Origin of the sequence: Enterobacter sp. AC1, from assembly GCF_050434705.1 — a bacterium.
Lineage (GTDB): Bacteria > Pseudomonadota > Gammaproteobacteria > Enterobacterales > Enterobacteriaceae > Enterobacter > Enterobacter cloacae_L.
In genome coordinates, this window is record NZ_JBNDIZ010000007.1 from 103,175 (window position 1) to 116,369 (window position 13,195).

13 protein-coding genes and 1 pseudogene are annotated in these 13,195 nt (G+C 55.2%); 4 read left to right on the forward strand and 10 right to left on the reverse strand.

Features of this window, described 5'->3' with window-relative positions; translation table 11 throughout:
* Positions 1-3: 3 nt before the first annotated feature.
* The 8 genes from M2433_RS18645 to rppH all read right to left on the reverse strand — a co-directional run bounded on the left by M2433_RS18645 (position 4) and on the right by rppH (position 6,582).
* Positions 4-327 (reverse strand): prepilin-type N-terminal cleavage/methylation domain-containing protein, encoded by a 324-nt coding sequence (locus M2433_RS18645; RefSeq protein ID WP_429056134.1) that lies wholly within the window; start codon positions 325-327, stop codon positions 4-6.
* On the reverse strand, positions 312-713 hold the full coding sequence (locus M2433_RS18650) for a DUF2509 family protein (protein ID WP_429056136.1): 402 nt from the start codon (positions 711-713) through the stop codon (positions 312-314). Before M2433_RS18650 ends, M2433_RS18645 begins: the two co-directional genes overlap by 16 nt.
* Entirely contained in the window at positions 710-1,270 is a 561-nt protein-coding gene (locus tag M2433_RS18655; RefSeq protein WP_429056137.1) for a prepilin peptidase-dependent protein, read from the reverse strand. Before M2433_RS18655 ends, M2433_RS18650 begins: the two co-directional genes overlap by 4 nt.
* A complete protein-coding gene (locus M2433_RS18660; RefSeq protein WP_429056138.1) occupies positions 1,264-1,725 on the reverse strand; it encodes a prepilin peptidase-dependent protein in 462 nt (153 codons plus the stop codon). The genes M2433_RS18655 and M2433_RS18660 overlap by 7 nt, the downstream gene beginning before the upstream one ends.
* A 184-nt stretch (positions 1,726-1,909) precedes the next feature.
* Positions 1,910-2,704 carry a thymidylate synthase gene (gene thyA / locus M2433_RS18665; protein WP_014885081.1) on the reverse strand — a complete coding sequence of 265 codons (795 nt, stop codon included), beginning with the start codon at positions 2,702-2,704 and terminating at the stop codon, positions 1,910-1,912.
* A 6-nt stretch (positions 2,705-2,710) separates the two neighbouring features.
* Entirely contained in the window at positions 2,711-3,586 is an 876-nt protein-coding gene (lgt, locus tag M2433_RS18670) for a prolipoprotein diacylglyceryl transferase (protein WP_429056140.1), read from the reverse strand.
* 206 nt (positions 3,587-3,792) lie between these two features.
* Positions 3,793-6,039, reverse strand: coding sequence for a phosphoenolpyruvate--protein phosphotransferase (ptsP, locus tag M2433_RS18675; RefSeq protein ID WP_429056142.1), 2,247 nt, complete (start codon positions 6,037-6,039; stop codon positions 3,793-3,795).
* Between the two features lie 12 nt (positions 6,040-6,051).
* Positions 6,052-6,582, reverse strand: a complete 531-nt coding sequence (gene rppH / locus M2433_RS18680; RefSeq protein WP_013098553.1) for an RNA pyrophosphohydrolase — start codon at positions 6,580-6,582, stop codon at positions 6,052-6,054.
* A gap of 442 nt (positions 6,583-7,024) precedes the next feature.
* Here rppH and M2433_RS18685 point away from each other — a divergent pair.
* From M2433_RS18685 to M2433_RS18700, 4 genes and pseudogenes are all read left to right on the forward strand, one after another.
* Positions 7,025-7,114: pseudogene (locus M2433_RS18685) on the forward strand (hypothetical protein); the annotation flags it as partial.
* Between the two features lie 151 nt (positions 7,115-7,265).
* A complete protein-coding gene (mutH, locus tag M2433_RS18690; protein ID WP_429056144.1) occupies positions 7,266-7,958 on the forward strand; it encodes a DNA mismatch repair endonuclease MutH in 693 nt (230 codons plus the stop codon).
* 128 nt (positions 7,959-8,086) lie between these two features.
* Positions 8,087-8,305 carry a YgdI/YgdR family lipoprotein gene (locus M2433_RS18695; protein ID WP_032643191.1) on the forward strand — a complete coding sequence of 73 codons (219 nt, stop codon included), beginning with the start codon at positions 8,087-8,089 and terminating at the stop codon, positions 8,303-8,305.
* Between the two features lie 131 nt (positions 8,306-8,436).
* Complete coding sequence (locus M2433_RS18700; protein WP_429056146.1) at positions 8,437-9,477, forward strand: NADP(H)-dependent aldo-keto reductase; 1,041 nt, start codon at positions 8,437-8,439, stop codon at positions 9,475-9,477.
* A 93-nt stretch (positions 9,478-9,570) separates the two neighbouring features.
* Here the strand turns inward: M2433_RS18700 and lplT are convergent, their stop codons facing one another.
* On the reverse strand, positions 9,571-10,764 hold the full coding sequence (gene lplT / locus M2433_RS18705) for a lysophospholipid transporter LplT (protein WP_429056148.1): 1,194 nt from the start codon (positions 10,762-10,764) through the stop codon (positions 9,571-9,573).
* Complete coding sequence (gene aas, locus M2433_RS18710) at positions 10,757-12,916, reverse strand: bifunctional acyl-ACP--phospholipid O-acyltransferase/long-chain-fatty-acid--ACP ligase (protein WP_429056150.1); 2,160 nt, start codon at positions 12,914-12,916, stop codon at positions 10,757-10,759. Before aas ends, lplT begins: the two co-directional genes overlap by 8 nt.
* Positions 12,917-13,195: the final 279 nt, after the last annotated feature.

Consider the following 13,195-nt stretch of genomic DNA (forward strand, 5'->3'; position numbering starts at 1 on the left):
CGACTACTGGCTAACCGGGCAATGCAGACGCGTTAACTGACCGCGCCGCCCCAGAGGAGAAATAAGTGTAACCGTGATGCTGACACATCCGGCGAGCGTTGTCTGCCCCCGACTGGCCTGCCAGCCTGCGGGGATAACATTTGTTGAGAGCTGTGACTGATTCCAGGCATGGTGCCAGAGCTGGCGATACTGGTTAAACACGGTAAACCGCGCTGCCAGCGCCCGCTGATAACCCGAGAGCGCCGTCACGACAACCACCAGCAGCATCATCGCCAGCAGCACCTCTACCATGCTAAACCCCTTTTCTCGGCCTACGGCAACTGACATAACGCGCTCTCCTTCAGTGGACAAAAATCACTCCAGCCGTGAGGCGAAAAGCGAATTTCCCCGTTCACACTCTCTCCTGCGCGCCAGAGCTGCAGGTCGTTGTCTCCGGCAATCAGTAACACATGTGCCTCGTTCAGTCGCCGCAAACAAACTCGCCCCGAAGATGCTTTTTTGCACTGAACCTGCGGCTCTGCTGACCAGCGCTGAACGCGTCCCCACTCAAGCGCCGACTGCACAGACGCCTGTTGCTGAAGCGAGCGACGCTCACCGCCAACGATCGCACTAAACGTTGTAAGCTGCTGGCTGAGTCCGGTGAGGATCAGCGTACCGAGCACCAGTAAAAGCAGAACCAGAGCCAGCGAAGACATCCCGCGCTGTCGGTTCACAGGTTGTACCCCGTAACCGTATACCAGGCCTGCCAGGGTTCCCCCTGTTCGCCTTTACGAATGGCAGCCAGGTCTATAGTCAGTTCTGGCGCAAAACCGGCATGTTCAACTTTGCTCACCACAAAGCGCGTAATGACAAGCCTGTCAGGGTCAGTGAGCTTTTCCCATCCTTTTCCTTCACACGACGTTGCGCCACGCAGGGTTTCCAGCACGCCTGATTCCAGACGAAAACCGGTGCTGTCATTTTCTGATGCTGTGCTATCCCATTTGCCGTTACTGTTGGCGTCCCACCGCACAATGACGCAACTGCCCTGCCTTGCCGTCACCAGCGCTTGTCCCTGACAGTTACCCGCGCAGTATCCCGCGCGCTGAAGCTGTTTTCCGAGCGCAAACAGGCGTTGCCAGATCTCTTCCTCCAGCTCTCGCTGGCCGGATTGCAGTAAGACAGCCTGCTGTAGCCCGGGTAAAAATCGCGATGCGCTTATCAGTAAAAGGCTGCTTATTGCCGTGGCAATCAGCACTTCAGTCAGTGAGAAACCGCGCTGTCTCATCAGCATAAACCTCCCTCTGAGACCTTACATATCCTGATGCGCCCTCCGTTTGAGACAATAACCAGCCATGCTCCTGCCCGACTTTGAACGCGTATCCGCCCTGCCCACGCCGTATCCCTTAATCCATAAAACCCCAGAGACGGCGTTAATTCACTCACCGTGACGTCAGGCCAGAGTGGGATCAGTACAAAGGGACTGCCTTTCTCACAGCTTTGCACAGCAGAACTCACCAGACAGTCTCTTCCGCCCTCCCGCAGAAGGGTAATTTGGTGGTCGCGGTTGTGCAGGTTGGCATGGTTGCGCAGAAACAGCAGGTAGTCTCGGACCTGACAGGCGGTTTGCCACAGCCGCTGCTGCCGTTGCCAGCTGTCCCAGCCGTACAGACCTGAGGCGCTAAGTATAACGACCAGCGAAATGGCGACCAGCGTTTCGATAAGCGTAAAACCGTTCTCTTTTTTCATACCGGGAGTGTGGCGAAGCGCCGTGGACATGACGAGCAGCGAATTATCGTTTTACGAGGCGTTATCCGCAGAATTGGGAGAGTTGCAGCGCGTTGCACGCTTTCTGGATAGCGCTTCGGGAAACGAGATGAAGACGAAAAAAAACCGGCGCTAAAAAGCACCGGTTGTGTCACGCTTTATCGCATCAGATAGCAACAGGTGCTTTGATGCCAGGGTGCGGGTCGTAACCTTCAATCTCAAAATCATCAAAGCGGTAATCGAAGATTGACGCCGGTTTGCGTTTGATAATCAGCTTCGGTAGCGCACGCGGCTCGCGCGTCAGCTGGAGATGCGTCTGTTCCATATGGTTGCTATACAGATGGGTGTCCCCACCGGTCCAGACGAAATCGCCCACTTCCAGGTCGCACTGCTGCGCCATCATGTGGACTAACAGCGCATAGCTGGCAATGTTAAACGGCAGGCCAAGGAACACGTCGCAGGAGCGCTGGTAAAGCTGGCAGGAAAGCTTGCCATCCGCCACGTAGAACTGGAAGAACGCGTGGCACGGTGCCAGCGCCATTTTATCCAGCTCGCCCACGTTCCAGGCGGAAACGATGATTCGGCGCGAGTCCGGATCGTTTTTCAGCTGGTTCATCACGGTGGTGATCTGATCAATGTGGCGGCCGTCAGGCGTTGGCCACGCGCGCCACTGCTTGCCGTAAACCGGGCCCAGGTTGCCGTTTTCATCTGCCCATTCGTCCCAGATGGAGACGTTATTTTCATGCAAATACGCAACGTTGGTATCGCCTTGCAGGAACCAGAGCAGTTCATGAATGATCGAGCGCAGGTGGCAGCGCTTTGTCGTCACCAGCGGGAAGCCTTCTTGCAGATTGAAGCGCATCTGGTGGCCAAAAATGGAGAGCGTACCGGTACCGGTGCGGTCGTTTTTTGGCGTGCCCTCATCGAGCACTTTTTTCATCAATTCAAGATACTGTTTCATGGTTCCTCAGGAAAGTTGTTGCTGTGGACGACGACGATACGCCCAAATCATCATAATGGCACCCGCGACAATCATCGGAATGGAGAGGATCTGCCCCATGCTGATGTACTGTACCCACTCGCCGGTAAACTGCGCATCCGGCTGACGGAAGAACTCGACGATGATACGGAATGCGCCATAGCCAATCAGGAACAGACCGGACACAGCCCCCATTGGACGCGGTTTGCGGATAAACAGGTTCAGAATGATAAACAGCACCACGCCTTCCAGCGCCAGCTCGTACAGCTGAGACATATGGCGCGGCAGAACGCCGTAGGTATCGAAAAGGGATTGCCACTCCGGGTGTGATGGCAGCAGCGCCATATCTTCCGCACGCGAGCCCGGGAACAGCATGGTAAAGGATACGCTCGGGTCGACGCGGCCCCACAGCTCACCGTTGATGAAGTTGCCCAGACGACCAGCCCCCAGCCCAAACGGGATCAGCGGAGCGATAAAATCTGAAACCTGGAAGAAGTTGCGTTTGGTGCGTTTGGCAAAAATCACCATCACCAGGATCACACCAATCAGGCCACCGTGGAAGGACATGCCGCCGTCCCACACGCGGAACAGATAGAGCGGATCGTTCAGGAATACCGGGAAGTTATAGAACAGTACGTACCCAATACGGCCACCGAGGAACACGCCGAGGAAGCCCGCATACAGCAGGTTTTCAACTTCGTTTTTGGTCCAGCCGCTGCCAGGACGACTGGCGCGACGGCCAGCGAGCCACATGGCAAAAATAAAGCCCACCAGGTACATCAGACCGTACCAGTGAAGCGAAACAGGTCCTACTGAGAAAATGACCGGATCAAATTCCGGAAAATGCAGATAACCACTGTTCATCTGTCACCACAAGATGTTGTTATTCCGCTGAAAGTGGACAGCGGTAGAAATGCGATTCTGCCGTAAGCAGAGGCTCCAAAGTTGCGAATCATAGCATAAGGCGGGCGCGGAGGATGCGCCAGAGATGTAAAAGATGTGTATAGGGTATTGTGCAGCCTGATGCCCTCACCCCAGCCCTCTCCCACGGGGAGAGGGAGAAATGCAAATTAGCGGCCGCCGCGGATCAGGCCGCCCATGCCGCGTCGTTCCATAAACGCAGCGACCTGGTGGCGAACCTCAGCGGCCAGCTGCGCGTCAAGGCTGCGTTCAGCCAGCTCGCGGGCATCCTCGATATCGATATGCCGCAACAGGTACTTCACGCGTGCGACGGCCCTGCCGTTCATCGACAGGTGGCGATATCCCAGACCAATCAGGATCGCAACGCACATTGAATCTCCTGCCATTTCACCGCACAGGCGTAAATCAATGCCGTACTGCTCCGCTTCACGAGCAATCATCGCCAGCGCGCGAATGATCGCCGGATGCAGGCTATCGTAAATACTGGCGACGCGGGTGTTGTTACGGTCGACGGCCAGAATATATTGCGTCAGGTCGTTCGTGCCGACGGAGATAAAATCAACGCGGTTTGCCAGCTGCGGTAGCATAAAGACCATGGAAGGCACTTCGAGCATCACGCCAATCCGCGGTTTCGGGATGGCATAGCCGATCATCTCTTCCACTTCACGGCCAGCGCGTTCGATCAGTCGACGCGACTCGTCAATCTCATCAATGCTGGTGACCATTGGCAGTAAGATGCTGAGGTTGCCCGTCGCCGCATTTGCGCGCAGCATGGCGCGCACCTGGATCAGGAAGATCTCAGGCTGATCGAGCGTAATGCGGATCCCACGCCAGCCCAGACACGGGTTTTCTTCGCTGATCGGCATATAGGGGAGCTGTTTATCCGCTCCGACGTCCAGGGTACGCAGAGTGACAGGTTTGTCGTTAAACATCTGCAGCATGCCCTGATACTGCGCCACCTGCTCCTCTTCGGAGGGGAAACCGCTCTGCAGCATGAACGGAATTTCGGTGCGGTACAGGCCAATACCGTCGATGCGGCTACCGAGCTTTTCTTCGTGCTCGGGGCTTAAACCGGCATTGAGCATCACTTTGATTCGCTCACCGCTTTTTAGCTGTGCGGGCAGGTTAACGTCATCTTCTGCCAGCTTGCTTAATTCGTTCTCTTCGCTGATAAGACGCTGGTATTCCTGGAGCAGGACCGGCTCAGGATCGACCAGCAGCTCACCGCGGTAGCCGTCGACCACCAGCGTACGTCGGTGCAGTACCGACGGCTGGATATCCGCCCCCATGACGGTGGGAATACCCAGCGCGCGCACCATAATGGCCGCATGTGAGTTGGCTGCACCATCGCGCACCACGACACCGGCCAGCCTGTCCTGAGGCAGTTCAGCCAGCGTCGTAGCCGAGAGTTCGTCGGCAACCAGAACAAACCGTTTTGGCCAGGCGTTCGGCCCCTGAATAGTGTCATCAAGATGAAACAGCAGGCGCTGCCCCAGGGCTCGCAGATCGCCTGCGCGCTCTTTCAGGTAACCGTCGGTCAGTGCCGCAAATTGGTCGGCAAATTTTTCGATAACCTTCTTAACCGCCCACTCTGCGACCGAACCTTTATCCACTTCCGCAAAAAGCTCACGACGCAGACGCGCATCGGAGAGCAAGTGCGAATAAAGGTCGAAGATGGCCGCCGTCTCTTTTTGCGCGCCTGCGGCAAAGCGCTTGCTGTAACGGCGAAATTCATTTGCCGCCTCTTCCAGCGCGGCGGTAAGGCGCTCGCGCTCAAGCGCTTCATCAAGCGTTGAGGCTTCGTAAACCTGCTCCATTAACGGCAGCGTGGCGTCCATCCAGCCTTCAGCAATCGCCACGCCTGGCGATGCCGGAAGGGCGCGAATGCGCGTATGGCGATACTGACCAAAAAGCGCGGCAAGCTGAGACTGAGAGAGAATTGCCGCCATCTGCGTGGCCAGCGTTACGAGGAAAGACTCTTCGCTTTCATCGTACTGACGTAGCTCGCGCTGCTGGACAACCAGCACGCCGAGCAGCTGACGACGCTGGATAATCGGCACGCCAAGGAATGCGCGGAAGCGCTCTTCTTTAACGGAAGGGATATATTTAAAGCTAGGGTGTTTTTGCGCGTCAGCCAGGTTGATAGGTTCAGCCAGTCGCCCAACCAGGCCCACGATACCTTCATCAAATGCGAGCGTGACGGTGCGTCCACGTGGTTTTTTCAAACCACGGGTCGCCATCAGGTAATAGCAGCGCCGATCGTGGTCGGCCAGATACACCGAACAGACCTCGGTTTCCATCGCAAGGCAGATATCAGTGACCAGAATATTCAGCGCCTCGTTCAGACGCGGCGCGCTGGCCACCTTCTCGACTATTTCTCGCAAGCGGGTGAGCATGATTTGCGTAGCTTAACCTCTTTTACGTCGCCAGGCAGGTGCGCTCTGCGGCTTAGGCGGGATCTCCTGAAGCTGCATCACCACACTTGCAAACTCTTTCATCACCCTACGGTAAACATCGCGTTTAAATGACACGACCTGACGAACAGGATACCAATAGCTTACCCATCGCCAGCCATCGAACTCCGGCGTACTGCTGGTTTGCATATTGATGTCTGAATCGTTGCCCACCAACTGCAACAGAAACCACTTCTGTTTCTGGCCGATACAAACCGGCTTTGTGTCCCAACGCACCAAACGTTTCGGTAACTTGTAACGCAACCAGTTGCGGGTCGAAGCCAGGATGCGAACATCTTTACGGCTTAAACCGACCTCTTCAAAAAGCTCCCGGTACATCGCTTGTTCTGGGGACTCTCCCGGATTGATCCCGCCTTGCGGGAACTGCCAGGAGTGCTGACCATATCGCCGGGCCCACATTACCTGGCCCTGACGATTACAAATTACTATTCCTACGTTCGGGCGGTAGCCATCGTCATCAATCACCGGACTACCCCAAACTAAACCTGATATATGAATGATTGTTTCACACTACAGGGAGGCGGTAAACCACTCTCTTACAGGGCTGCAGCCTAATAACATTTGAATAACTCACAAATAAGTGCTGAGTTATAAACAGATGAGAGTCAGCAAAGGGAATTTTATTCACCTTTTCTGTGGATATAGTTGTGAAGAAGTGTCTGATTACCGATGAACAACCTTCATCGACCTCTTACATCATCTAAACGCCATTTTAGATAAAATTTTTATTTTCATATAGTTAAACATGTTTCTGGCAACCAAAAGCAGAATAGCGTGACGATCATCACATCAGGGATCGTCGTGCTGATGAAAGATCGAACAGCGTCGGTTTTATCCACAGATTGTGCCAATAAGTTAGTCACAATTTGTCTGAAAATTCGATTTTCATCGCACGTCAAGGCTGTAAATTGAAACAGTAGTCAGGGTTATGCCCAGTTATCCCACTTTTCTGTGGATAACATGGTGTAAGATCCTGTTCATTGTCAGTGACCAGATTTGAACAACCCATTTTCTGAGGCGAGTGCAACGATTTCAAAACAATAAAAAATCCTATAAATCATAGAGATGTCATATTGGTACAGAAAAAGTTAAACTCTATCCACAGGGGACAATTTCTTCGTTTATTTTTTAATCAAAAGGTTACCGTCATGCATCCGCTTACACCCTTGCTCTTACCTCCCTCTAGCGAAAGCCAGCTGCTGCAGCAGGCACAGCGCCTGGCAGGCTTCTCGCTTGGCGAGCTGGCGGCATTGGCAGGGCTTCAGATCCCGAAGGATCTGAAACGGGATAAAGGCTGGATCGGCATGCTGCTTGAGCTGTGGCTGGGTGCCAGCGCGGGGAGCAAACCAGAGCAGGATTTTGCCGCGCTTGGCGTAGAGTTAAAAACCATTCCCATCGACAGCCTGGGGAAACCCCTTGAGACCACCTTCGTCTGCGTTGCGCCATTAACCGGCAATACCGGCGTAACGTGGGAAACCAGCCACGTTCGCCACAAGCTAAAGCGCGTCCTGTGGGTACCGGTTGAAGGTGAGCGTCAGATCCCGCTGGCAGACCGTCGCGTTGGCGCACCGCTGCTCTGGAGCCCGAGCGACGATGAGGAGCACCAGCTGCGCCTGGACTGGGAAGAACTAATGGACATGATTGTGCTTGGGCAGGTCGAGCGCATTACCGCCCGTCACGGTGAAGTGTTACAGCTGCGCCCGAAAGCGGCCAACAGTAAGGCGCTCACCGAGGCAATCGGCGCGCAGGGCGAGCCAATACTGACCCTGCCGCGCGGTTTTTATCTCAAAAAGAATTTCACCGGCGCGCTTCTTGCTCGCCATTTTCTTCTAAAAACATAGTTTTTTACTTATTTTGCGAGCTCCCAAACATAATCATCTGGTTTTTAAGATTTTACCGCTTCCTCCTGTTGCCATATCGGGTTAAAACTAAACTATGATTTGATACGAGCCAGATGAGGACGATAACGATGAAAAAATGGGCAGTGTTAGTTTCAGCAGTCGGTTTAGCATTTGCCGTATCCGGATGTAGTAGCGATTACGTTATGGCGACTAAAGATGGGCGAATGATCCTGACTGACGGTAAACCCGAAGTCGACGATGATACCGGTCTGGTCAGCTATCGCGATCAGCAAGGCAATAAAATGCAGATCAATCGCGACGAAGTCTCGCAAATTATCGAGCGATAAACAGAGAGAGGTCAGTAGCTTGCTGGCCTTTTTGATTTTTTTCTTCCCCTTTTGCTTCCCCTCTGCCATGTTTATATTCCTTTGTCGGGTACACCCTGACGCGGTCTATATGTCTAATGAGGAAGCCGGCTATGCATTATCACCGTATCCCCCACAGCGCTCTGGAAATAAGCCAACTGGGGTTGGGCACGATGACATTTGGTGAACAAAACAGCGAAGCCGATGCCCATGCGCAACTCGATTATGCCGTCAGCCAGGGCATTAACCTGATTGATGTCGCAGAGATGTACCCTGTTCCGCCACGTCCGGAAACGCAGGGACTTACCGAAACCTACGTCGGTAACTGGCTGGCAAAACACGGTAACCGTGAAAAGCTGGTGATTGCCTCAAAAGTCAGTGGCCCCGCGCGCAACAACGATACCGGGATCCGCCCGAATCAGGTTCTCGATCGCAAGAATATCCGCGCCGCGCTGGATGCCAGTCTGAAGCGCCTGCAAACCGACTATCTCGACCTCTACCAGGTGCACTGGCCGCAGCGTCCAACCAACTGCTTCGGTAAGCTCGGCTACAGCTGGAACGAGAGCGCCCCTGCCGTTACGCTGCTGGAAACTCTGGAGGCGCTGACCGAGTGCCAGCGCGCGGGAAAAATTCGCTATATTGGCGTATCTAACGAAACGGCCTTTGGGGTAATGCGCTATCTGCACCTGGCAGATAAACACAATCTGCCGCGCATCGTCACTATCCAGAACCCGTACAGCCTGCTTAACCGCAGCTATGAGGTAGGTCTGGCCGAAGTGACGCAGTATGAAGAAGTGGAACTGCTCGCCTATTCCTGTCTCGGCTTTGGCACGCTGACGGGGAAATACCTGAACGGCGCAAAGCCGGCCGGAGCGCGTAATACCCTCTTTAGCCGCTTCACCCGCTACAGCGGCGAACAGACCCAAAAAGCCGTTGCAGCCTATGTGGATATCGCAAAGCGTCACGGTCTTGACCCTGCGCAGATGGCGCTTGCCTTCGTGCGTCGTCAGCCGTTTGTTGCCAGCACCCTGCTGGGTGCGACCACCATGGAACAGCTGAAAACCAATATTGAGAGTTTCCATCTGAGCCTGAGTGAAGAGGTGTTAGCGGAGATTGAAGCGGTGCATCAGGTTTATACGTATCCTGCGCCGTAATAAAAGCAAAACGGCAACGCACGTTGCCGTTTTTAGGGTTTGCTCCCTCTCCCTGTGGGAGAGGGCCGGGGTGAGGGCATCAGGCCGCACATCTCAACGCCGACGCTGCCAAATCCATAAGCCCGCAATTGCCAGAGCGAACAGCCCGCCAAACCCGACGCCAATCCCCACCACCGGCGCACCGACTTTTACCGCCAGAGAATAGAGCCCCAGCATCAACAGCATCGCCAGGTTTTCACCCAGATTTTGTACCGCGATAGCATTTCCCGCCCCGACGGTCTGCTTGCCACGCTCCTGCAGCAACGCGTTCAGCGGTACCACGAAGAAGCCCCCCAGAATGCCAATCAGGACGAGGAGGCCATTAGCGGGTAATAACGCATGCTGCAGGGAAAAAATAAGCACCACGACGCCAATCAGGATCCCTGCCGGCATACAGCGTGCTACCGTCTCAAGCGTCACCAGCTTCGCCGCAGCGCCGGCCCCAACCACAATGCCGATGGCCACCATCGCATTAAGATAGGTCGGCGTCGCGTTGTCAGTAATCCCCAGCGCCACCGGCACCCACAGGACCAGCAGGAAGCGCAGCGTAACGCCCGCGCCCCAGAACATACTGGTCCCCATCAGGGAGAAACGCGTCTCTCCGTTACGCCACAGCACGCGACAGGCATTAAAGAAACTGCCGGTCATCGGCTTAAAGCGCCAGGATTGACCCGGGCGAGCCACCGGAAGTTTTGGTATGAACAGGTTAGCGACGACCGCGCCGCCATATACCACCGCACACACGCCCAGCGCTGCCAGGACATGCCAGTCGGCCAGTACGCCGCCCGCAACGGAGCCGAGCAGGATAGCGGCAATGGTTGACGACTCCATCAGGCCATTGGCTTTCACCAGCTTATCACCCGTGGTCAACTCTCCGAGGATGCCATACTTCGCCGGGGAGTACGCGGCGGCGCCAATGCCCACCAGCGTGTAGCCAATAAACGGATTGAAACCAAAGCAAATACTGGCGGCACCCAGCAGCTTGAGGCCATTGGCAAACATCATCACCCGACCTTTGGGGAAACTGTCCGCCACCTGCCCCACAAACGGGGCAAAGATAATGTAAGCGCCCACAAACACCATCTGCAGGATCGGCTGACTCCAGTCGGGGTAAAACTCGGCTTTCAGCAGCGCCAGAGTGGCAAACAACAGCGCGTTATCGCCGAACGCAGAGAGAAACTGCGCGGCAATGACGGCCATCATGCCTTTCGACCTCAGTGAAGTGTTAGTGTGTACTGACTCACGCATTTTGCTGTTCCGCCTCTTCAACCATGCCTTTCAGGGTCACGAAATCGGGCTTCCCGCTCCCCAGCACCGGGAGCTGCTTCAGGTAGCGAATATCGCGCGGCACTGCCAGCTCCGGGATACCATGCTCACGCGCATAGCTAAGCAGCCTGTCACGCTTAAGCTCGCTGTCGGTCGTGAACAGCACCAGCGCCTCGCCTTTGCTGGCATCACTCTTCACCACGGTCGCATGCATTTTATCGGCGGATACGGCCGTCGCCAGTTGCTCAACCATTTCCAGAGAGACCATTTCCCCCGCAATTTTGGCGAAGCGTTTTGCACGCCCCTGAATCTGAACAAAGCCTTGTTCATCAAAACGGACAATATCACCGGTGTCGTACCAGCCGGATTCAATCTCGCCGTTGACGTTTTCCGCCGTCGGGACCTCCAGCACGCCGGGGTTTTCCACGCGCAGATAACCGTTCATCACGTTTGGCCCCTTCAGCTGCAGACGGCCGCCGTCCTCAATGCCCGGCACGGCCAGCAGACGCGCGTCCATCCCCGGAAGAATTCGGCCAACCGTACCCGGTTTTGCCGCCATCGGCACGTTAATCGAGACCACTGGCGCGCATTCGGTAACGCCATAGCCTTCGAGGATGCGCAGGCCAAACTTGTCCTGCCAGATCTGACGCGTGCTCTCCTGCAGTTTTTCCGCGCCAGCCACCACATACCGCACGCGGTAGAAATCATACGGATTGGCAAAACGCGCATAGTTACCCAGGAAGGTTGAGGTCCCGAACAGGACAGTACAGTTACGGTCATATACCAGCTCAGGCACGATGCGGTAATGCAGCGGGCTTGGATAGAGGAACACTTCTGCGCCGGTCAGCAGCGGCGTAAACAGCCCCACCGTCAGGCCAAAGGAGTGGAACAGCGGTAGCGCCGACATAAAACGGTCATCCGCGGTAAAGTCAGCAATGCTTTTGATCTGCTCAACGTTCGCCAGAATGCTCTTGTGGCTGTGGACAACGCCTTTCGGGTTGCCCTCTGACCCCGACGTGAAGAGGATAATGGCGTCATCTTCCGGCTGCTGTTTGACCTGGGCCAGACGCGGCACCAGCAGGTGAGCAAAAATCCACAGCTTGTCGCCGGTGGTCACGTCCGCTTTCAGATCTTCCAGGAAGACCCAGCGCACCTGGGTGAGCTGCTCGGGAAGATGCCAGAGCTTGCCTTTTTCCAGGAACTGACGGGAGGTAAACACGGTATTAATCTGGGCGGCGGTAATGGCGCTGGTCAGCCCTTTCACGCCCGCCGTGTAGTTCATCATTGCCGGAATACGGCCCCGGGAAACCGCACCAAAAATCACTGCCGCGCTGATGCCCGCGTTGGGCAGCATCAGGCCAATCTTTTCGCCCTTCTTGCTGTACTTCTCAAGAATGCGGCCCACAAACAGGGTCTTGGTCAGCAGCTTGCGATAGGTATCCGGGGTAAAGTTGATGTCTTCGATACAGTTTTTCTTCGCGCCGTAGCGGTACTGCGCTGAAAGCAGAGATTCGTACAGCGTTTCGCGCGGACGAACGGCCATACGCGCTTCCATCATAATCTGATGCAGCATTTCCCCGGCAATCTTACGGCGATCGCGAGCACGCGGCGCGTCGGGCATCGATAGCGACGTTGGCGGCAGAAGATGCAGCGTGATTTTTGGGAATAGACGCTGTTTCACCCGCCCCTTCAGACGGCTGAAATGGGTCAGCTCTGCACCTTCAATACGCAGCGGCACTACGGTCGCTTTTGACTTCGCCGCGACAAACCCCGCGCCGTCGTAGATCTTCATCAGTGAACCGGTCACTGAAATGCGGCCTTCCGGGAAAATAACTACCGGACGCCCCTGCTCTACCAGACGCACCAGATGCTTAATCATCATCGGCTTTGTCGGGTCGAGCGGCACAAAATCAATCAGCGGCGTGAGCCAGCGCATGTACCACTGCTGGCTGATGGAGGTATAGACCGCAAACACCGGACGCACGGGCAAAAACAGCGCCAGCAGGATGCCATCGATAAAGGAAACATGATTTGGAGTGATTAAAACGCGTTCACCGCGAAGCGCCTGGGCATCGCCAGTCACGCGGATGCGAAAGAGAATACGGAAAAGTGTACGGAAGAACCCAAATAGCATCTCAACTCCCTTTGCCAGCCAGTGTGAAGGGTTGATAGTAAATGGTGGCAGATTACACGAGAAGTGATACGGGAGCGACAAGCAAAAATAGAGGCGAAAAAAAACCTGCGCATCCGCGCAGGTTGGTGCAAGAGATGAGTACGAAACCGTACTAAGAATTCTCACCAATCAATACCTCTGGGATCTTGATTTTGGCTGTTGCCACTGCGCTTCGCCAGCAGGAAAACGCAAGGGAATGAGCCTAAGTGCAACCAGGTGTGAATATTCTCTGTTGCTGTT